Source organism: Caballeronia eucalypticola (assembly GCF_047608185.1).
GTDB lineage: Bacteria > Pseudomonadota > Gammaproteobacteria > Burkholderiales > Burkholderiaceae > Caballeronia.
Map to the genome: position 1 here is coordinate 25,075 of NZ_JBLKRU010000058.1, position 21,760 is coordinate 46,834.

Genomic DNA, 21,760 nt, shown 5'->3' on the forward strand with positions numbered 1-21,760 from the left:
TTGGCGTATTAGCCCGCGGCAAGGCGAGACCATGCTACTCCAAGGTAGTCGTTAGCTGGTACAAGCAAAGCGCGCGCCGCCTGAAAAAAAACGGCCGCCCGAAGGCGGCCGTCGTCACATTCATGCTTCTAAGAGGCGTATTAATCACACACCCGCGCGCAACGTCTTAGCGGCGGCGACCATGTTCTTGAGCGCGGGGATCACTTCATCCCATTGTCGCGTCTTCAACCCGCAATCCGGATTGACCCACAACCGCTCCGCCGGAATCCGCTCCGCCGCTTTACGCATCAATTGAACAATGTGCTCCTGGCTAGGAATATTCGGCGAGTGGATGTCGTACACGCCCGGTCCAATCTCGTTAGGGTAGTTGAAGTTATCGAAGGCATCGAGCAACTCCATGTCGGAACGCGATGTCTCGATCGTGATCACGTCAGCATCCATAGCGGCAATCGACGCGATGATGTCGTTGAACTCCGAATAGCACATATGCGTATGGATCTGCGTTTCATCCTGCACGCCATTCGCCGTGATGCGGAACGATTCAACAGCCCACTGCAAGTATTCGTTCCATTGCGACTTGCGCAACGGCAAGCCTTCACGCAACGCTGCTTCGTCGATCTGAATCACGCGCACGCCGGCCTTTTCCAGATCAAGCACTTCTTCGCGAATAGCCAGCGCCAACTGATGGCACGACACCGAACGCGGCTGGTCGTCGCGCACGAACGACCAGTTCAGGATAGTCACCGGCCCGGTCAGCATGCCCTTCATCGGCTTGGCGGTTTGCGATTGAGCGTACTTGATCCATTCCACGGTCATCGCCTTCGGACGGCTGATGTCGCCGAACAGAATAGGCGGCTTCACACAGCGCGAACCGTAGGACTGCACCCAGCCAAACTGACTGAATGCGTAGCCATCGAGCTGCTCGCCGAAGTACTCGACCATGTCATTGCGCTCGGCTTCGCCATGAACGAGCACATCGAGTCCCAACGCTTCCTGTTCACGCACGCTGCGCGTGATCTCGCTGTGCATGACGGCCTTGTAACCGGCGTCATCCAGTTCGCCGCTTTTGAACTGGCTGCGAGCCTGGCGAATCTCAGCCGTCTGCGGGAACGAGCCAATCGTCGTTGTCGGATACGCCGGCAGCTTCAACAACGCCGACTGCTTCGTGGCGCGTTGCGGGTAAGCGCTTGTACGACGGCCCAGTGCTGCATCAATTTTCGCAACCGCTGCCTTGACAGCCGGGTTGTGCACGCGCGGCGACGAACGGCGGTCCTGAATCGCGGCCCCGTTCTCAGCAAGCGCCGCTTGCACCGATTGACGTCCGCCGTTTAGCGCTTGGGCCAGCACCTTCAGTTCGTCGAGCTTTTGCAACGCAAATGCGAGCCACGATTGAATCTCTTTATCTAGCTTTTGCTCGCTCGTCAGATCAACCGGAACGTGGAGCAACGAGCACGACGGCGCAATCCACAAACGGTCCTGCAATTCCTTATGAATCGGTTCTACCCAATCCAGCACCGCGCTCAGATCGCTCCTCCAAATGTTCCGGCCATTGATAACACCCAGCGACAACACCTTGTCCGAAGGCAATTGCGCGAGCACCTTATCGACTTCGGCACGTGCGTTGATTGCATCGATATGCAAACCTTGAACCGGCAGCTTGCGCACAATTTCCAGGTTGTTCTGTAGCTGTCCGAAGTAGGTCGTTAGCAGAAGCTTGACCCTCGAACCTTTCAATGCGTCGTACGCGGTGATGAACGCTTGCTGCCATGTTGCGTCGAGTTCCGTGACGAGAGCCGGCTCGTCGATCTGCACCCACTCCACACCTTGCGCCGCGAGTTGTTCGAGCAACGCGGCATAGACCGGCAGCAGACGCGGCAACAATGCGAGCTTGTCCGAATCATCCTTGGCCTTGCCGAGCCACAAATACGTCACCGGGCCAATGATCACCGGCTTGGCCTTCACACCGAGCTTACGAGCTTGAGCCAACTGATCAAGCAGACGCGATGCGTCGAGTGAAAACTCAGTCGATGCGCTGAATTCCGGCACGATGTAATGATAGTTAGTATCGAACCATTTCGTCATCTCACCAGCTTGCACGCCGCAACTGCATGCCGACTCATGCGCGGAACGGCCACGTGCAACGCGGAAGTAGTTGTCGAGCGGATCACCGTCAAAACCGCGAACGCGTTCCGGGACGTTGCCGAGTGTGAAGCTCGTATCAAGCACTTGGTCGTAGAACGAGAAATCGCCGACGGGCACATGGTCGAGACCGGCCTGGTTTTCCCAATGCCGCTCGCGCAACTGCGCGCCCAAGCCGATCAATTCGTCACGTGACGACTGGCCTTTCCAATAACTTTCCTGCGCGAACTTCAGTTCGCGTTTTGCGCCGATGCGGGGGAAACCCAAATTGTGCGTCGTGACCATTGCTGTGCCGCTCCTGAAATGAACGGCTCGATCATAGGTTGCGTGGCCTATGAAATATAATGGTCTTTTCTCATTGATCGATTAGTTCCTTTCATGGACGCCGCATGCTTGAACGAACTCATCTGGCCATTATTCGGGAAGTGGACCGTCACGGTTCGCTGACTGCCGCCGCGAACGTGCTGTGTCTGACGCAGTCCGCGCTGAGCCATACCGTCAAGAAGATGGAACAGCAACTCGGGACCGCCGTGTGGAGCCGTGACGGGCGCAATTTGCGCCTGACCCAGGCGGGGCAGTATCTGCTGGCGCTCGCCAACCGCGTGCTGCCGCAGATGGAACATGCGGAAGAGCGCATGCGGCAATTTGCGCTGGGACAGCGTGGAACGCTGCGGATTGGCATGGAATGCCATCCTTGCTACCAGTGGCTGCTCAAGGTGGTGTCGCCCTATCTCGCGCGCTGGCCCGACGTGGATGTCGATGTCAAACAGAAGTTCCAGTTCGGCGGCATTGGCGCGCTATTCGGCTATGACATCGACATATTGGTCACGCCGGACCCGCTGAGAAAACCCGGCTTGCGCTTCGAACCGGTGTTTGATTATGAGCAGGTGCTGGTGGTGGGCCGGCAGCATCGGCTAGCGCAGAAGTCTTTCATCTTGCCCGATGAACTCGCCGACGAAGTCCTGATTACATATCCGGTCGAGATCGATCGGCTCGATATCTACAACCAGTTCCTCATGCCCGCGAACGTCATGCCGAAGCGGCACAAGGTCATAGAAACCACCGACATCATGTTGCAGATGGTCGCGAGCGGCCGGGGCGTCGCGGCATTGCCTCGCTGGCTCGTTGAAGAGTATGCGGAAAAGGTCGCGGTGAGTGCGGTCCGGCTGGGCAAGCAAGGTATCGCCAAGCAGATCTTTCTGGGCGTACGTGACACGGATACGACCACCGATTATCTGAGCGCCTTTGTTGAGCTTGCGCGCGGCTCCGACTGGAACGCGGCGGTGGAAATAGAGCAGACGTAGTTCATATTAAACGCCGTAGCGCCTTATCGATTCAATCGATCCTGCATGAAATCCACGAACGCTCGCAGCTTGCGCGGAACGTGAACGCGACCGGGGTAATAGAGATAATGGCTTGTGCGCACGGTTTTTGCGGATCGCGGCGCAAGTCAAAAACTCATTTGATCAACGGGAAAGTCAGGACGAATCGCGTTCCCTGCGGTTCGCTTTCCGCATGCACCTTGCCGCCGTGCAACTCCATGATCGTGCGCACTATCGCTAGCCCCAGACCCGTCGATCCGCTCGCCGACGCACCGCTCGTCCTCGACGGATCCGCGCGATAAAACCGGTCGAAGACACGCTCAAGCAGGCTCTCGTCCAGTGGAACGCCTTCGTTCATCACTTCTACGCGCACCGCGCCGTCGCGTTCGGCAACGGACAACATAATCTCGCCGTCACGCGGCGTAAAGCGCACCGCATTTGCAAGCAGGTTGCTGACGGCGCGCCGGAAAAGTTCGAGATCCGCCTTCAACCGCGCATGCCCCGTCACGCGAATTCGAACGCCAGCGTCTTCCGCAATTCCCTCAAAATAATCAGCTATCCTGAGAAGCTCTTCGTCGACCTCAAACTCATACAAGTGCCGGGAAAAATGAGGATGCTCCGCACGGGCGAGAAAGAGGACATTTTCGATCATCCTTGAAAGGCGGTCGCACTCTTCTAGATTCGATGCCAACAGCGTCTGATATTCCTCACTGGAACGTGGCCGGGCAAGCGCGACCTCGGTCGAGCCACGCAGGTTGGCCAAGGGCGTGCGCATGTCATGGGCCAGGTCTGCTGTAAATCGGGAGAGCCGGTTGAAACCCTCTTCGAAACCGGAAAACATGCGATTAAGCGAGGCAATCAGCGCCTCCAGTTCTCTTGGCACTTTGCGCACCACAATTCGCGCACTAAGATTGTCAGTCGTAAAGCCCGCCGCGCTATGCGCGATATCATGCAAGGGCTTGAGTGACTGACGAACCAGCAGGAAGCTCATCAGGAATGCCAGCAATGCACCCGCGCCGCTTGCCAGGGAAAGTCGATCGCGATACTTCCGTAGCAAAAGTCGCCGGTCGGCCACGTTGCGCATCAGGACGATCTTCACGTTCGATCCATCGGCTAGTTTTGCCTCGGTGGCAATTCGCCGAAACGGCGTGCCGTCGCTAGCGGTCAAGGCGGTGATTGCTCCCGGCGTTATTCTCGCGGAGGCATCGAGCTTGGCCGGGGGCCAGACGATGCTGAGCGCAGCATTGGACAAGTTATGTTCCAGCAGAACCTGACCGGACGAATCGATTACTTCCGCCGACAAAGCTTCGTTGCCCAACACCTGACTTACCAGCCGTTCCTGATGCTGCGACAGGTCATTCACATTGGCCAACTCCTCCGTCAGGCGACGCATGTGCCGCGCCGCCAGCACAATATCTTGATCGTCTTGCGTGCTGATCTCGTGCGCCAGCGCCACATACACGTAGCTTCCAACCAGGGCGAACACGGCCAGCGTGGTGCCTGCAAAGGCCAGTGCCAGTGTGGCCGTCAGCGACCGGGAGCGCATCAGTCGTCCTCTTTCGTGTCGATGACGTAGCCCACGCCGCGTACTGTCTTGATGAGCTTGACGTCGAAGTCATCGTCAATTTTTGCTCGCAGCCGTCGAATGGCGACTTCGACCACATTGGTGTCGCTATCGAAATTCATGTCCCAGACATACGATGCAATCTGCGTTCGGCTCATCACCTCGCCCTGCTTGCGCGCCAGCAATTGCAGCAGCGCGAACTCGCGCGGAGTCAGCTCTATCCGCTTGCCTGCACGGCGAACCTTGCGGCGGGTCACATCGATTTCCAGATCCGCGAGCGTCAGCAAATCGTGCTCCCGTGGCGGTCCTCTACGCGCCAATGTACGGACTCGCGCGAGCAGTTCGACAAATGCAAACGGCTTGACCAGGTAATCATCGGCGCCTAGTTCAAGCCCATGCACGCGATCGATTACGTCGTCACGAGCGGTCAGAAACAGGACAGGCGTCGCTTTCAAGGTTCGAAGGTTCTTCAGGACACTCCAGCCGTCCATGGTCGGCAACATCACGTCCAGCACAATGACGTCATACGTATCCTCTCGCGCCAGGATCAGGCCTTCCGCGCCGTCAGCCGCCACATCGACAAGAAAGCCGGCCTCTTCAAGACCCTTCTTGATGTAGGCGAGCGCCTTTTGCTCATCCTCAATGACCAGAACCCTCATATCGACGCCTCGCTGCAACATTTTATTTAACCGAAAGAATAGTACGCCACCCCGTTTGATACCGATCGACGGAAAATAACCCCGGGCCTCGCCTACGCGCTCACTAGCGCTTTACTGCTGAGCATGCGTGGCCGCATCTTCGATCACGGCGGCCACTTCCTTTGGACGCGACTCATAAACCGAGTGACTTGCACCCGGGATCACGGTCGTGTGGCTATGCGCACGGGCGTAGTACCAACGTTCGAGATCCGGGTTGATGATCTTGTCGGCTCCGGCGACGATGCCCCAGCTAGGCTTGGTGGTCCAAGCGGCAACGGCCATGGGCGTAGAGAAAACCTTGGCCGCCGTCAGTATCTGCGATTGCGCTTCGAATTGAGCTTGCTTGAGCGGTAAATCAGCTGCGAAGTCCTTCGGGAAATCTGCCGGATTCAGATACGTGTAACCGTCGTCGGTTTTCTTGATTGCGCCCGCCTGCTTCGACGTAAAGCTGGGCATGCCCTTGCCAAGATCGCTCTCATCCTCGCCGACTGCCGGTGCGTGCGCCGCCACATACACCAGCCCGACAACCTTCGGATGCACGCCTGCTTCAGTGATGATGGAACCGCCATAGCTGTGAGCTACAAGAATAGTGGGACCGTACTGCAGATCGAGAACGCGCTTGGTTGTCGCGACGTCGTCTTCGAGCGAGCTCAACGGTTCCTGCACCATGGTGACGTGATAACCGTCCTTGGTCAGGATGTTGTAGACCGGTTTCCAGCCTGAGCCGTCTACCCACGCGCCATGGACCAGGACAATGTTCTTGACCGGGGCGTTCTTGGGCTGAGCATCCTGCGCCATTGCGCCAGTCGATGCAAAGAGGCAAACAGACAATGACAAGGCCGAGGCGACCAAAGGCAAAAGTTTCACGAGAGACTCCGTTAAAAGTTATGTAGAGAGAAGGGATCGAATTGCACGACAAGTTGCGGGCGAAATCAGGTCCTGCGCAAGTCCGTGTCATTCGCATGACTTGCGCAGGTCCTGAACCGCGCCACTTAGCTGCCCGCGTAGATGTTGCAGAAGCTGACCGGACCAACGCAGGTCGAGTGCATGGCCGTGTGCATCGGGGCGCCTGACGACGAAGTGCCGTTCTCGGCCACGCCGCCATAGGATTGCGTCGCCTGTTGCTGGCCGGTTTGCGCCGCGACCTTTGCTTCAGCAGCCTGGATGTCGGCCGGGTAATCGACGTCGCCACCGCGCGACGGGTTGTAGCCCGCCTGTTCAACACGCACCAGGTCTGCACGAACTTCAGCGCGCGTCACAGGAGCATTCGATTGTGCGAAGCTGAGGACCGGAGCGGACAATGCGCTAGCGGCAAGAGCGAGGCAAACAAGAGCTTTTTTCATGATGACCATTCCTTAAATGAGTGCGATTGAATGTGATTAAGTAGCGGGCAAATGCCCAGAAAACGGATGACGCTGTATCTGCCGAAGTGCGATGACGAGCCTTGACGCTGCGGTTCAGTGGCTTTGTCTTCGTTTCGGTATCCTTACTTAGTTGAATCTAATCTGCCGTGTTCATGTAGTGGCAAACACGGCGGCGTTGCGGTTATTCCACGATCGACCAAAAATTCTTGCGGCTTGCTACTGACAGACCTTCGTAAGCCACCGCTAACGGCGTTGAATCTTGCTTACATAAGAGTAGGCTTTGCCATCAACTTCTATCCGTGAGCACTTGATATCGCGGTGACTTGCAAACAGTATGGGCTTTCAAGCTTTGCCTAATACTGACGTCAGCATTACCAAATTGTTATCTTGGGCAGAAGCAGGCAGATTGGGATCCGTAGCTTGAGGGCTCCCGCCCGACGCGTGAGCGGACTTCCAGCCGGTCGCGAGCGGCGGATGATTGAACCGTTCCACAAGCGTTCCTGTTCGCACGGGACCAAAAAAAGCGCGCTGTGACCACAGCGCGCTTTTTGTTTTCTTTAGTAAATGAACTGGCTTAAAGCGTTGCCGTCACGCCGCCATCGACATAAAGAATGTGTCCATTGACAAAGTTCGAGGCCGAACTCGTGAGGAATATTGCCGCGCCCACGAGATCTTCGACATCGCCCCAACGCCGCGACGGCGTACGCCCGATGAGCCATGCGCTAAAGGTTTCGTTATTCACGAGCGCTTCAGTCAATTCTGTCTTGAAGTAGCCCGGTCCGAGCCCGTTCACCTGGATGCCGTGCTTGCCCCAATCGATCGCCATACCCTTGGTCAACATTTTCACGGCGCCCTTCGTCGCAGTGTATGCCGCGATGTCGGGTCGTCCGAGTTCACTTTGAACCGAGCAAATATTGACGATTTTGCCGGCGCCCCGCGTGATCATGAAACGCGCGACCGCCTGCCCCACCAGGAACACGCTGTCCACGTTTGTCCTCATCAACTCTTGCCACTGCTCGTGAGAAAACTGCTCGAGAGGCGCACGACGCTGCATGCCGGCGTTATTGACGAGAATATCGATTGGGCCGTCCTCACGTTCGATTTTTTCGATCGCCGCTGACACGGCCGATGGGGACGTCACGTCGAAACTGAGTGCGTCAACGGTCATTCCTTCATCACGCAAACTTGCCACCGCTTCTTCTAGCCGCGCCTCATTGCGGCCGTTCAGAATAACCTTCGCGCCGGCGCCCGCGAGTCCGCGCGCGAGCGCAAAGCCAATCCCGCTACTCGATCCGGTCACGAGCGCGCGCTTGCCTGACAGATCAAACATCTTGAGCATCTGATTCAAAATATCTCCTGGTGTCGAGTCCTTCATCTTGCCCTGCTGCAGCGCTAAGGGACGCTGACATGCTCAGCGTACTTTTTTCAGCGCGCTGGCTTTGTGAATCGCCGCTTTGCCGCTCTTTGCGCTTTTGACTTCGTATTGCGGATCGCGAGGAGACGCCTTCGCAACGTGGCCGCCCACCTTTGCGGTACCGGTCACTTTTCGCGTGACCGTACCTTCGGTAGGGCCTTGCGATGTTTCCCACTTCACTTTGTCGCCTTTAGATACCGTAGCCATGTCGAACTCCTGAAAAATGCGGCGGTTTCAAGAACATGGTCAGCGTGCTGCAATTTCAGTTCCCGCTTTTCTCCGTCCGAAGGTCAGCGTTCGACCTCCGCACGGATTCACCTCTCAACGATATTAACCAAGGCAACAACAGGCCGACGCTCTACAGCCCTTTTGCCTCCAGCCACGACCGGATTGCTTGAACAAGTTCGCTCTTGCGCTCAAGTGGAAGCCAATGGCCTGCGGGAACGTTCGCTATGGTGAGGTCCTGGCAAGCGCCGCGCATGGGTTCTCCGAGGCGGCTGCGGTTGATGTCGCAGATGATGTCCCAATCGCCGTTCACGAGCAGCACAGGCTGGTGCAACCGGCCGCCATCCGGTGCGGCGTGAGCGTAGGCGATGTTGGCGGCATCGTTCAGGTACCAGGTATTGGCCGGGCGAAAACCCGTGACGTGGAACGCCTCGGTCAAGGCATCGAAGTCCGCGAGCGGCCATAGTGCCGGGTCAGGCTGCGTCGGCGGGGCGCGATGTGCCGCGCCATAACGGCCGCCGTTTCTTGTGATCAAGGCGGACGGAGAAACCAGGCCACCCGATGCGGGGTTTCCCGAGCGATAGAGTGACGCGAGCGCGGCCGGGATATCTGCCTCGAAGTCGCTAACCGTCTGTTCAAAGTGCGTTAGATAGAAGCGGTAGTAGTCCCACTGCCCATCCGGATATTCGTAGGATGGATACAACTGACGGTCGATCAGGCGCACGAGATTTGGCAGCGCAAAGCCTTCGGGGAAGTAAGGCAACGAGACCAGCACCACGCCGCGACTCCGGTGCCCGTGGTGCGCGGCCAGCGCAGCGGCTACCGGACTTCCCCAGTCGTGCCCAACCCAGATTGCAGGGCGCGCTCCCAGATGATCGTGAAGCTCCACCATGTCGTGAACGATCTCGCTCAAGACATAGTCGCCGGACGAAGCCGGCACCGATGAACCGCCGTAGCCGCGCATGTCTGGCGCGACGCAACGCCATCCTTCGGCTGCGAATGCTTCGATCTGCGCGCGCCACATGAGGCCAATTTCGGGCCAGCCATGGACGAAGATCATCAGCGGGCCGTTGTCTGGCCCGCACTCCCAGTAACGTGTCGTGTGACGGGGTGAGCTAAAGATGCGCGAGGTCAGCTTGGTCATGGTGGGAATCGGGCCGTGTCAGGCCGTGGTTACAGTGCGTAAGAACTGCACGAGTTGGTCGTTGACCACGTCAGGGGCTTCGTGTTGTACCCAGTGGCCCACATTATCGAGTTCAAGCCCCCCTTCGAGACCGGGAAGACCCGCGCGCATCTGGTCGATCGAAAGAGGATAAAGCTCTTTCAATCCATCCGCTTTTCCCCAAATGAAAAAAGAAGGCTGGGTGATCTTCGCGCCCTTCCATGGCGCAGACAAATAGAAATACGGTTCGGCGGCACGATAGTAGTTCAGGGCGCCGTGAAAACCGGTGCGCTGGAATTCCGCGATGTTATGAGCCACGTAGTCGGGTTTCGCCCACGACGGCAAGGGTCCGGGAGCCGCGCGATGAAGGCTTCGTCCGGGATCCATAGGACTCCATCGCGTGTCTGCCGGAGCGGAACCTGATGCCCAATACAGAATGCCTGGAATGGTCACTGAGGCGTCGGCCCAAATTTTATCGGCGTCTGGCCGGATCTGTTCGAACATGTAGAAATCGTTTTGATGACCAGCCTTCCGCATGCGTTCAAAGACACTCACGTCCCCGCGTGGAACGTAGGGTACGCTCAGGCAGAACACCGCCTTGAAACGGTCGGGACGCATCATCGCGGCATTCCATGCATGAGTCGCGCCCCAGTCATGGCCCACTAAAATAGCGCTGGATATCTTTAGCGTATCGAGCAGTCCAATCAGGTCGCCCGCCGTGTGCAGCGGCGTGTATAAGGCGGCGTCTGCTGGCGCCGAGCTGCGGCCATAGCCGCGCATGTCCGGAGCAATGGCGCGGTATCCGGCCGACGACACCGCTTCCATTTGTCGACGCCACGTATAGGACGTATCCGGAAACCCGTGGCAAAAAAGGACCGCTGGTCCGTCTCCTTGCTCAGTCACGTGCATGGAGATGCCATTGGTGCTGATGTCGTATTCTTTCATAGCGAAGCTCCCACCGCTTTTAGAAATTTGCGCCTTCGGTCAACCGCCTCAGGCGATTCGTCGCAATTCGCGTGACCATGCGAACGGTTGATGTAGCTGTTTCTCTGCTCACTGGCTTAATGTGCTCTTCCGCTAAGCTTACGATGATTGAAGCGTTTATCCCCCGGCTCGCTTCGCGTTGTGGCCATTTTTCTTGAGCGCTTCGATAACCCGCTCGCAATGGTCGCCTTGCACTTCAATTACGCCGTCTTTCACCGTTCCGCCGGAACCGCAGGCTGTGCGTAACTGTTTGCCTAGCGACGCCAACGCGATGGGATCGAGGGTCAGGCCTTTAACGATTGTCACGCTTTTGCCGCCCCGGCCTTTGGTCTCGCGAGACACTCGCACCACGCCATCACCGGCCGGTTGTGTCTTGGCCTTCTTGCAGGCACATTCCGCGAGTGGCTGTCTGCATTCAGGGCACATTCGTCCGGCATCGGTGGAATAGACAAGACCACCATTTGCTCTGCTTTTTTCACTGGTCTTCATCGTGGGTTGGTTAGTGGTGGGTTGCACGGGTTCTGGGGTTAGCGGTCGGGGTCAATGCCGGGTTGGTGCTTTCGGTGTTAGTGGTCTGCGTGAGTCGAGTTTTCTCTTTATCACTATTAGCCACTGTGCGTGGCGGCACGTCATTTCTTTGTCCAAAGCGACAAAGAAACGAAGCAAAGAAAACGCTTTCACCTCTCTAAAAATTAAGTGTCCACAGCGTGCAGTTTTATTTCATTGGTACCCGAAAAGCACGGTGCTCGCCAGAGCCACGGATGTGTGAAACCCTCCTTCTCGCGAATCCTGACATTAACACGCTTCGCCCCGTACGCTCTCGGGCTAGCACCCGTGTTCCACGGACCCACACGGCCTCACGCGTATTTGCCGATGTGGTGCTTCGCGGGTTAGCTATGAGTTTGCATTGTTATTTGCCGGGTCAGGCTTTATGCATTCTGCAGATCCATTTCTGGGTGGTTTAAAAAATGGTTCTGCATGCGTACAAATTCGGTGGAAGGTTTTCAGCGGATAGCGCGGGGTGCTCCTTAGGCGGGTTCAGTCATTGGTGCTTGCCCGAGAGCGTACGGGGCGAAGCGTTTTACTGTCAGGATTCGCGAGAAGGAGGGTTTCACACATCCTAAGCTCTGGCGAGCACCGTGCTTTTGGGGCACCCATGAATCAAAACTGCACGCTGTGGACACTTAGGGTAGAGCGGTGAAAGCGTTTTCTTTGCTTCGTTTCTTTGTCGCTTTGGACAAAGAAATGACGCGCCGCCACGCGCAGTGGCTAATAGTGATAAAGAAATCCGCTAACACCGAACCCGCAAAGACCTGAAAAGCAGCAACCCGGCATTGACTTCCACCGCAAACGCCAGAACCCGTGCAACCCGGCATTGAACCAGACCACTAACCCCAGAACCCAGCACGAACCCCAACCCTCAACCCCAAAGTGCGAACGAAACGATCAGACCGATATTGCGTTCGCCCCCAAAATGCCCATCAACTTCAGCGCATTCTTCTGCCCCTGGTCTTCATAGTTGGTATTAAAAACCACATGCGTCAATTCAACCGCCTTCGAAATTTCGATAATGTGACTAGCGAGCGAATCAAGTTCATCGTCGTTGTACTCATAGTTAAATCTCGACGATGATGCAACCGCGCCCTTGATATTCCACGTATCCTGATTGCGTCCGTGCATGCGAATCAACGCCAGCCGCGGATGCGTTGTTTCCCAAATAGCAGGGATGCTGTTACTCGACCCTTGCGGTTCATCCACCACCACATTCACCAGCCCGCGCTCACGTTCCATAGCCAATGTGGAATCGCGGCGTTTTGCGTCGAACCAAGTCTGGTTGCGAAACTCAACTGCCATGGTGTAGCCGTCCATTGCGCTCATGACGTCTGCGCAGTGCTCGACATGCCTGATGCCATGGGGATTGCAGATCACCCACGGCGCGAACTGAAAATGCACGGCGCCGAGCTTACCGGCCGCACGAAGCGGCTCAACGGCTTCAAAGTACCGGCACCATAATTCCTGCTGCAACTCATCCGGCAAATCCTTGTAATACAGGCTCGTCTTGCCGTTCTGCGGCAGGTGCGGCTGCATGTCCGGCGGAAACATGTCGCGTGCGGTCTGATGCCCCGTGAACAAGCGGAACGCCTTGATGTTGAACACGAACTCCGGCGGTGTCCGCTCAGCCCACAACACCGAATTCGCGGCGTTCGGCATGGCGTAATAGCTGGAATCGACCTCCACCAAAGGGAAAACGGACGCGTAATAACGCAACCGCGCCTCCGCGCTCGAACAGCCGGGCGGATAAAAACGCTTGCACTTGATCAGCGTGGGGTCCGTCCACGAAGCCGTGCCAACCATGATGGTCACCGTGCATTCTCCCTACCATTTTTGCCGCATCTTTTGCCACATTCACAGGTCATATTTCCCTCCCCGTTTTTCTCCCTGCCTTTTAAAAGGGGCAGTTCAGGCTCAACCGAATTCAAGGTAAAGTACTGTACATCCATACAGGTAAATTTGCCATGTCAGCCTTGCTCCAGAACGTCGAAGACATCCACCCCGCCTTGTGGCGCGGGTCGCAGCTCGCGCGCTCGCATGGGCAAACGGTCGACACGGGCTACGCCATGCTGTCGGCCGAGCTGCCGGGCGGCGGCTGGCCGCTGGGCACCCTGATCGAGTTGCTGGTGCAGCAGCCGGGCGTGGGCGAAGTCAGGCTGTTACGCCCGGCGCTCGCCGCAGTGAGCCGCCGCCCTATCGCCTTGGTGCAACCACCTCATAGTCCAAATTCTCTCGCTTTTGCATACCTGGGTGTGCCGCTCGAAAAGCTGCTCCAGGTGCGTGCATCGAAACTGGCTGACGCATTGTGGTCAGCCGAGCAAATCCTCAAGACCGGCAGCTGCGGCGCGCTCATCTTCTGGCAGCAATACGCGCGCACGGAGTCGCTGCGGCGCCTCCACATGGCCGCGCAATCCTCTGAAACGCTATTCCTGATGGTGCGGCCGCTCGCGAGCGCGGCGGACTCGTCACCGGCCACGCTGAGGCTGTGCGTGCGGCCGGCCGGCGACGGTATTGCTGTCGACATCATCAAGCGCAAAGGCCCGATCCGCGCCGAAAGGCTGTCCGTCACCCTGCAACCCTCTCCCGTTCTAATGAGTCCCCATGCCCGTGTACGTCGGCATACATCTACCCCGGTTGTCGCTGGAAGTGTTCCGTCCACGCTGGTCGCGTAGGCCCGAACATGGCTGCGTCGTCCTCGACCGAGACACGGTCTTTATCGGAGACCAAGGCGCTCGCGAGGCCGGCGTGTGCGTAGGCATGAAACGCGGCGGCGTCCTCACGCTCTCGCCCGACACCCTCATGTTCGAGCGCGAGCTGAGTAAAGAAAATGACTTGATGCGCGAGGTAGCTTTTTCGTCGATGAAATTCTCACCCATGGTCGCGCTTTGCGATGAGGAAACCATTGTTATCGACGTCACGGCGAGCCTGCGGCTCTTCGGCGGCATCGTGCGGCTATGTCATCAGATACGAGACATTGTCGATGCCATCGGCGTGACGGCACGCCTTAGCACGGCGCCGACCGGCCAGGGCGCGTGGCTGCTGGCCAAAAGCACCCGGAACGCGAATCTCGGCAAGCGGCGCGTGCTGAAAATGGCGTCGCTTGAACGCAAGCTCGGAACGCTGCCGTTCCAGGCCGCGCCGGAAGTGCGTGCGTTCGCGGACTGGTTCAACGGGCTGGGTTGCAAGACACTGAATGACATCCGCCGCCTGCCGCGTGCGGGGCTTAAAAAGCGTTGCGGCGTCGCGCTGCTGGATTCGCTCGATCGCGCTTATGGACTCGCGCCCGAGCTATACGAATGGCTGGCTGTGCCGCCGGCTTTCAGCGCGCGCATCGAGTTGCCCGATCGCATTGAGCACGCTGAAGCCATGCTGTTTTCCGCGCGCCGGTTGATCGTGCAATTGTGCGGCTGGCTTAGCGCGCAGCAACTGGCGCTCACGCACGCCACGCTCACGCTGGAACACGAGCGCGGCCGCGATGCTATCGACCCCACCGTTATCCAGATCGCGCTCGCCGAACCCACCTGGCACGAAGAACATCTGGTGCGCTTGTTCAAGGAGCGGCTTGGCCGCACGGAACTCGTGGCGCCGGTGATCGCGCTGCGTCTGAGCGCCGCAAAAATACAGCCCGCCGAGCCGCCTACCGAGACGCTTTTTCCCGAACCCGGCGGCTCGCCTGAAGACCACAACCGTTTGCTGGAATTGCTGGTTGCGCGGCTGGGCGCCGACAACGTACTGCGTGCGGCGCCTTCATCGGATTACCGGCCTGAACAGGCTAATCGATGGATCTCCGTCGCCGATACCACCCGTCCTCAAAAGCTGGAAGCCGTGCCGTCCGATCTGCCGCGTCCAGCTTGGCTGCTTGAAAAGCCCCTGCAATTGATGATGAAAAATCATCGGCCGTTTTATGGGTCGTCGCTGAAACTGGTGTCGCCGGCGGAGCGCATCGAAGCGGGATGGTTCGACAGTAATTTGATGAGCCGCGATTATTTCGTCGCGCAAGCCAGCGATCAAAGTTGCTACTGGATTTATCGCGAGCGGCCTGGCAGTGCTGACGCCGAAGATCCGCGCTGGTTTCTCCACGGCCTGTTTGGATGATGCGCCGTGGATACCACCTTCTCCATGCTGCCCGCGTATGCGGAGCTTTTCGCGTTTTCCAACTTCACGTTCCTGCACGGGGCATCGCGTGGAGAGGAGCTGGTCGCGCGCGCGGCGCAACTCGGTTATGCCGGTCTGGCAATCACCGATGAATGCTCGCTCGCCGGTGTCGTGCGCGCACATGTGGAGGCGAAGACCCTGAATTTTCCGCTGATGATTGGCTCGTATTTCAAGCTCGTCAACGCGGATCTTTCGCCCGCCTTCGGGCTCATTTTGCTGGCAACGAACCGCAATGGGTACGGCAATTTGTCCGAGCTCATCACCATTGCCCGCATGCGCTCGAAAAAAGGCGCGTACTTGCTCACGCCTAACGATCTGGCACGGCCCGATAAAGACTTCGCGCATCTGCGCGGCATGCCCGATTGCCTCGCGATCCTGGTGCCCGATTTCCCCGCGAAGCAGGCCGCGCTCGATGCCCAGATAGAATGGCTCGACACGACGTTTCCTCAACGCGCGTGGGTTGGATTGACGCTGCATCAGCGCGCACTCGATGACATCCACCGGGGGATTGTCGAGCACGTGGCTGCGTTTCATAAGGTGCCCGTGGTGGCAACCGGCAACGTGGTCATGCACGTGCGTTCGCGCAAACCGTTGCAGGACACCATGACGGCCATTCGCATTGGCAAGCCGGTGTCCGAATGTGGTTACGATCTCGCGCCGAACGCCGAACAGCATTTGCGCTCCAGGTTGCGGCTCGCGAATCTCTATCCGGAATACACGCTTGGCGAAACGCTCAACGTGCTCAAGCACTGCACGTTTTCACTCGATGATTTGCGTTACGACTATCCCGACGAGATTGTGCCGGCCGGTTATACCCACGCCGCGTATTTGCGGCAGGAAACCTATATTGGCGCGAATCGGCGTTTTCCGCTCGGCGTTCCACACAAGGTTCAAGCGCAGATAGAACATGAACTCGAGTTGATCGAGCATATGAAATACGAGGCGTATTTTCTCACCGTCTATGACCTCGTCCGCTTTGCGCGCGCTGAAAATATCCTTTGCCAAGGGCGTGGTTCCGCAGCGAATTCCGCTGTGTGTTATTGCCTCGGTGTGACTGAAGTGGACCCGGCCCGCAGCAATATGTTGTTCGAGCGGTTTATCAGTAAAGAACGCGGTGAACCGCCGGATATTGATGTCGACTTCGAGCATCAGCGGCGTGAGGAAGTCATCCAGTACATCTATCGTAAATATGGGCGTGATCGGACGGCGATTGCGGCGGCGGTGTCCACGTATCGGCCGCGCGGCGCATTGCGTGAAACGGGTAAGGCGCTAGGCGTTGATCCGCAGATTGTGGATCGCGTCGCGAAGTCGCATCAGTGGTTCGATACCAGTCATGACCTGCTGCAACGCTTCACAGAATCCGGGCTTGATCCGGAGAATACGTTGATTCAATCGTGGGCTTCGCTGGCCGCGCAGTTACTGAATTTCCCACGGCATTTATCGCAGCATTCAGGCGGTTTTGTGATCAGCCGGGAGAAACTGACGCGACTGGTTCCCATCGAAAACGCGGCTATGGTGGATCGCAGCGTGATTCAGTGGGACAAGGACGATCTGGAAGCGCTGGGGCTTTTAAAAGTCGATGTACTCGCGCTCGGCATGCTCTCGGCCATTCGACGCACGCTCGATATTGTCTCGGAGAAACGCGGCGAGCGCTTCGAGATGCAGGACATTCCGCCCGACGATAAACCGACTTACGACATGATCTCGCAGGCGGACACTATTGGCGTGTTTCAGATTGAGTCGCGTGCGCAAATGTCGATGTTGCCGCGACTGCGGCCGCAGGAGTTTTACGATCTGGTGATCGAGGTGGCGATCGTACGGCCCGGTCCAATTCAGGGTGGTGCCGTGCATCCGTATTTGCGGCGGCGTCAGGGGTTGGAGGAAGTTAATTATCCTAGCGAGGGGTTAAAGGTCGCGCTCGAAAGAACCTTGGGTGTGCCGATATTTCAGGAACAGGTCATGCAGATCGCGATGATCGCAGCGGGGTTCACGGCCGGTGAAGCCGATGCATTGCGGCGGGCAATGGCAGCATGGAAACGCAAAGGAGGTCTGGAAAAATATTATGACCGGATTGTGAACGGCATGGTCGAGCGCGGTTATAAAAAGGAATTCGCAGAAGCTATTTTTGAGCAGATCAAGGGCTTTGGTGAATATGGTTTTCCTGAAAGCCATGCGGCGAGTTTTGCGTTGCTTGTGTATGTCAGCAGTTGGTTGAAGCGACACGAACCAGCAGCATTTCTCGCCGCCATGCTGAACTCGCAACCGATGGGTTTCTACTCCCCTTCGCAACTCGTGCAGGACGCCAAGCGGCATGGCGTAGTTGTGTTTTCCGCCGACGTGACAGTGAGCGGTTGGGATTCGGTGCTTGAGTATCCAGATGAATGCCGTGGCGATGACAGCAGGCCTGCAGTGCGGCTGGGGTTATCGCTGCTTCGCGGGATGCGTGATGGTGCGGCTGAGCGGATTGAAACGGCGCGTTGTGTGCGTCAGTTCGAGAGCGTGGGGGACCTCGCGCAACGGGCGCAACTTGACCGGCATGACTTGCAGGCGCTGGCTGCGGCCAACGCGTTGACTTCACTTGCTGGTAATCGACGGGAAGCGTTATGGCAGTCCGTGGCCGCGGTGCCCGACAAGGACCTGCTCAACGATGCACGCGTGGAAGATGTCACGCCGCTGCTCGGCGCGCCTTCGGAAGCCGACGATATTGTCAGCGACTACAAGGCTACGGGTCTGTCTCTCGGGCGTCATCCGCTTGAACTATTGCGGCCGGCGTTGCTTGAGCTTCGGTTGATGTCGGCGGCTACGTTGCGTGATTACAGGAATGGGCAATTAGCACGCGGGTGCGGACTCGTGACGGTGCGTCAACGGCCTGGAACCGCGAAGGGCGTGATGTTCGTTACGATTGAAGATGAGACCGGTAATGTGAACGTTATTGTGTGGCCTAGTCTGCTCGAGAAGCAGCGGCGCGAGGCGCTCGGTTCGACGTTGCTGGCCGTGTATGGTACGTGGCAATGCGAGGGCGAGGTTCGACATCTTGTTGCACAACGGTTGGTGGATATGTCGCATCTGCTGGGTGGATTGACGAGTGTTAGCCGCGACTTTCACTGATATTTTTGTCATTTTTTATTATCAGCACTCCATTTAAATTGGTTTATCGCAAGTCGGGGATGTTCTTGTTCAATGTCTTGCGCGAAACGCACTATATTAGAGGCTGGTATTTGTCACTCAAGGAGTCCGAGTATGAAAGTCCGTATGTATCGCCGCACTGTTGCAGGCATCGCAATTGCAATGTTGTTACCCTTTTCAGCCGCTCACGCGCAGCTCGGCAATTTGCTGAAGGGAGGCGGAAGCTCCGATGGTTCATCGTCTACGGGGCTCAGCAGCCTGGGGAGCATGAGCGGTATGACTGGCGGGTTGACCGGGTCATCGCTGACATCGGGTAGTACGAGCAATGTGGCCGGTGTGCTGCAGTTCTGTATCAAGAACAACTATCTCAGTGGGAACGGGGCGTCGTCGGTCAAGGACTCGTTGATGAGCAAGCTGGGCGGGACGTCGGCTGCGTCGTCGGATAGTGGGTATACCGCCGGGGCTGCGGGGCTGTTGAAAAGTGGCGATGGGAAGTCGGTGGATCTGAGCGGCGGTGGGTTGAAGCAGCAGGTTACAAAGCAGGTTTGTGACAAGATTCTTTCGCAAGGGAAGTCGCTGGTGGGTGGGGGGTAGGGGTTGGGTTGTTTGAATGGTTGGTTGATTGTTTGATACTGCTCGGGCAACTTGATGAGTTGTTTGGGTTGACTGTTTTTTGCTGTTTTTAATCTCGGTGGGTCCTGCGATTTTTGTAGGGCCTGTCGGGGGTTAGCTTGATGTATCGCCCTCCTCTTTGGTTCCGATTTTAATTTCAACTCCAGTTCCGATGAGCGACGCTCTGCCCACGTTTGAGACTGATCGTCTGCTAATCCGCCCTCGTATCATGACGGACTACGAAGCATGTCTGGCGATGGATCTTGATCCGCTGGTCACTCAGTTTATCGATGGGCCTTGGCACGATGCTGAAGCGCATGAGCGGTTTTTGAAGCATCGTCTTCGGACATCGTTCGGTGATGGGTTGGGGTATTGGTCTATTTTCCGCAAAGACTCTCCGATGCGGTTCTTAGGATGGGTGCTTTTAATTCCCCGCGATGCGATTGGCCCGGAGATTGAGATTGGGTGGCGACTTTGTCGCGATGCTTGCGGTTATGGGTATGCGGTGGAGGCTGCGCGGGTGATTGTTGAGCACGCGTTTCGCTCGCTCGAATTGCAAAGAATTGTCGCGGATATTCGTCCGGGTAACGTTGCTTCGATGAAGGTGGCCGAGAGCATTGGGATGAGGTTCACCGATATCGACGGGCATGGCGACAGTCCGCGCACGTCTTACACGATGGTCCCCAAGGTTTTTTGGGGGAGCGGTGAACGGTCCGAGGTAGGTGCGAGAACAGTTGCTGGGAGATTGTGGCCACCGGGACGCCGTCTACTACAATTGCCTATATTCCGTACTCTTACTGATCGGCTATCCCTTGCAACGAACCTCATTTACGAAAACGTTGGGCAGGCCAACATCCGCATTGCTGATCGAGACTTTTCGAGATTCGTCATTGTCGCTCAAAATGGCGTGATGACGACGTGGCCGTAAGCCACTAAGGTCGAACATACTTTGCCGGTCGAAGTCAGATTGATTGTCTGTGTTCCTTCGCAAAACTCAACGGCTGCTCCCTTCTTTGGCGTAACTCTATTCATGCCTGATCAACCAGCGCTTGTGGGCGACCCCGCCCGCGCCCCATCAATGCGCCATTTTCGCGACAATATGGTGGAAAGCAGCGATGATCACGATTCGGTTTTCACTATTTGAAGAAGCTACGGCATGTCGGGAACTGTCAGTATTTTTGTGTGCAAGGCGTTAAAGGCCCGCTTCGCAGCGGACCAGACTCAAACCTTATGAGCTCGGCCGGGTGAATCGATCTTCATAGAGAATGGCAAATTGATTCATCGCCGCTTTCCAGTCATGAGCCGCGTGGCCCCAGTTTGCGGTGATGTTTTGCAGAGCCAGCCAGATCAGCTTGGTCGCGGCTTCGTCGCTGGGGAAGTGACCGCGAGTCTTCACAATCTTGCGTAACCGCGCGTTAATACTCTCAATGGCGTTAGTCGTGTAAATCACCTTGCGCACTGCTGGCGGAAACGCGAAGAACGGAATCACCCGGTCCCAGGCGCGTCGCCATGCCGCCACGACGGTTGGAAATTTCTGACCCCAGGCGCCTTGTTCGAACGCATTAAGTTCAGCCTGTGCCGCGTCGGCGCTTGCCGCCGAATAAATTGGCTTGAGCGCTGATGCTAGCTCTCGCCGGTCCTTCCAGCTCGCAAAGTCCAGACTGTTGCGAATTAAATGCACGATGCACGTCTGCAGCGTAGTGGCCGGAAACACTGCGGCGAGTGCCTCGGGCATGCCTTTCAAGCCATCGGTGACTGCGATCAGGATGTCCTGTACGCCTCGCGTCTGCAGGTCGGCAAACACCTTCATCCAGAACTTGGCACCTTCCGTGTTCTCGATCCACAGCCCCAGTATGTCGCGTGTGCCATCCGGCAGCATGCCCAAAGCCAGGTAGATGGCCTTGTTGCGCACCACGCCTTCGTCTCGGATTTTTACGCGCAGGGCATCGAAGAACACGACGGGATACATCGGCTCGAGCGGTCGGGACTGCCAGACGGCGATCTCGTCCATGACGGCATCGGTGACCGAGCTGATGAACTCCGGCGATACGTCGGTGCCGTACTGGTCAATCAGAAAGCCCTGGATTTCGCGCACCGTCATGCCTCGGGCGTACATGGCGATGATCTTGTCGTCAAAGCCGGTAAAGCGGCGCTCGTGCTTGGGAATGAGGATGGGTGCAAAGCTGCCGTCGCGATCCCGCGGGATCTCTAGACGCAGCGGACCGTCGTCGGTCAGTACCGTCTTGGCGCTCTTGCCGTTACGGTGATTGGTGAGCTCCTCAGGCCGTTCAGCGCCCACCGGATATCCAAGGTGATGGCCCAGTTCAGCGCCCAGCGCCCGTTCGATTAACGCCTTCTTGAAGGCCATCGACGCCGACTGGATCGCCTCGGCACTCATTGGACCCTTGACGAACTCATCGATCAGTTCTTTAGGAATTGATGG

Annotated in this window: 18 protein-coding genes; 6 read left to right on the plus strand and 12 right to left on the minus strand. The window is 57.4% G+C overall.

Annotation, left to right across the window (positions count from 1 at the left end; translation table 11 throughout):
- Positions 1-144: 144 nt before the first annotated feature.
- Positions 145-2,424 (minus strand): 5-methyltetrahydropteroyltriglutamate--homocysteine S-methyltransferase, encoded by a 2,280-nt coding sequence (gene metE / locus ACMX25_RS36105; RefSeq protein WP_414954665.1) that lies wholly within the window; start codon positions 2,422-2,424, stop codon positions 145-147.
- A 104-nt stretch (positions 2,425-2,528) separates the two neighbouring features.
- On the opposite strand from metE, the gene ACMX25_RS36110 reads away from it, so the two are divergent.
- Positions 2,529-3,443 (plus strand): LysR family transcriptional regulator, encoded by a 915-nt coding sequence (locus ACMX25_RS36110; RefSeq protein WP_414954666.1) that lies wholly within the window; start codon positions 2,529-2,531, stop codon positions 3,441-3,443.
- Positions 3,444-3,597: 154 nt separating this feature from the next.
- Here the strand turns inward: ACMX25_RS36110 and ACMX25_RS36115 are convergent, their stop codons facing one another.
- The 10 genes from ACMX25_RS36115 to ACMX25_RS36160 form a co-directional block, all read right to left on the minus strand.
- Complete coding sequence (locus ACMX25_RS36115; protein WP_414954667.1) at positions 3,598-5,007, minus strand: heavy metal sensor histidine kinase; 1,410 nt, start codon at positions 5,005-5,007, stop codon at positions 3,598-3,600.
- Positions 5,007-5,684, minus strand: a complete 678-nt coding sequence (locus ACMX25_RS36120) for a heavy metal response regulator transcription factor (RefSeq protein WP_414954668.1) — start codon at positions 5,682-5,684, stop codon at positions 5,007-5,009. Before ACMX25_RS36120 ends, ACMX25_RS36115 begins: the two co-directional genes overlap by 1 nt.
- Positions 5,685-5,795: 111 nt before the next feature.
- Complete coding sequence (locus tag ACMX25_RS36125) at positions 5,796-6,521, minus strand: alpha/beta hydrolase (protein WP_414954681.1); 726 nt, start codon at positions 6,519-6,521, stop codon at positions 5,796-5,798.
- Positions 6,522-6,715: 194 nt separating this feature from the next.
- On the minus strand, positions 6,716-7,066 hold the full coding sequence (locus tag ACMX25_RS36130; RefSeq protein ID WP_414954669.1) for a DUF4148 domain-containing protein: 351 nt from the start codon (positions 7,064-7,066) through the stop codon (positions 6,716-6,718).
- Between the two features lie 595 nt (positions 7,067-7,661).
- Positions 7,662-8,426 (minus strand): SDR family NAD(P)-dependent oxidoreductase, encoded by a 765-nt coding sequence (locus ACMX25_RS36135; RefSeq protein WP_414954670.1) that lies wholly within the window; start codon positions 8,424-8,426, stop codon positions 7,662-7,664.
- Positions 8,427-8,498: 72 nt separating this feature from the next.
- On the minus strand, positions 8,499-8,708 hold the full coding sequence (locus tag ACMX25_RS36140; protein ID WP_414954671.1) for a hypervirulence associated TUDOR domain-containing protein: 210 nt from the start codon (positions 8,706-8,708) through the stop codon (positions 8,499-8,501).
- A 151-nt stretch (positions 8,709-8,859) separates the two neighbouring features.
- Entirely contained in the window at positions 8,860-9,870 is a 1,011-nt protein-coding gene (locus ACMX25_RS36145; RefSeq protein WP_414954672.1) for an alpha/beta fold hydrolase, read from the minus strand.
- Between the two features lie 18 nt (positions 9,871-9,888).
- On the minus strand, positions 9,889-10,833 hold the full coding sequence (locus ACMX25_RS36150; protein ID WP_414954673.1) for an alpha/beta fold hydrolase: 945 nt from the start codon (positions 10,831-10,833) through the stop codon (positions 9,889-9,891).
- A gap of 156 nt (positions 10,834-10,989) precedes the next feature.
- On the minus strand, positions 10,990-11,361 hold the full coding sequence (locus ACMX25_RS36155; RefSeq protein WP_414954674.1) for a translation initiation factor Sui1: 372 nt from the start codon (positions 11,359-11,361) through the stop codon (positions 10,990-10,992).
- A gap of 957 nt (positions 11,362-12,318) precedes the next feature.
- Positions 12,319-13,236: a DUF72 domain-containing protein gene (locus ACMX25_RS36160; protein ID WP_414954675.1), complete on the minus strand. Its 918-nt coding sequence runs from the start codon at positions 13,234-13,236 to the stop codon at positions 12,319-12,321.
- Between the two features lie 152 nt (positions 13,237-13,388).
- Here ACMX25_RS36160 and imuA point away from each other — a divergent pair, with 152 nt between their 5' ends.
- The 5 genes from imuA (at position 13,389) to ACMX25_RS36185 (ending at position 20,245) form a co-directional block, all read left to right on the plus strand.
- Entirely contained in the window at positions 13,389-14,096 is a 708-nt protein-coding gene (imuA, locus tag ACMX25_RS36165) for a translesion DNA synthesis-associated protein ImuA (protein ID WP_414954676.1), read from the plus strand.
- A complete protein-coding gene (locus ACMX25_RS36170; protein ID WP_414954677.1) occupies positions 14,026-15,519 on the plus strand; it encodes a Y-family DNA polymerase in 1,494 nt (497 codons plus the stop codon). Before imuA ends, ACMX25_RS36170 begins: the two co-directional genes overlap by 71 nt.
- 6 nt (positions 15,520-15,525) lie before the next feature.
- Positions 15,526-18,687 (plus strand): error-prone DNA polymerase, encoded by a 3,162-nt coding sequence (locus ACMX25_RS36175; RefSeq protein WP_414954678.1) that lies wholly within the window; start codon positions 15,526-15,528, stop codon positions 18,685-18,687.
- A gap of 132 nt (positions 18,688-18,819) precedes the next feature.
- Positions 18,820-19,299, plus strand: a complete 480-nt coding sequence (locus tag ACMX25_RS36180) for a YjjA family protein (protein WP_414954679.1) — start codon at positions 18,820-18,822, stop codon at positions 19,297-19,299.
- Positions 19,300-19,489: 190 nt separating this feature from the next.
- Complete coding sequence (locus ACMX25_RS36185; RefSeq protein WP_414954680.1) at positions 19,490-20,245, plus strand: GNAT family N-acetyltransferase; 756 nt, start codon at positions 19,490-19,492, stop codon at positions 20,243-20,245.
- Positions 20,246-20,545: 300 nt separating this feature from the next.
- Here the strand turns inward: ACMX25_RS36185 and ACMX25_RS36190 are convergent.
- The coding region (locus ACMX25_RS36190; RefSeq protein WP_414952933.1) for an IS256 family transposase at positions 20,546-21,760 on the minus strand (1,215 nt) is incomplete at its 5' end.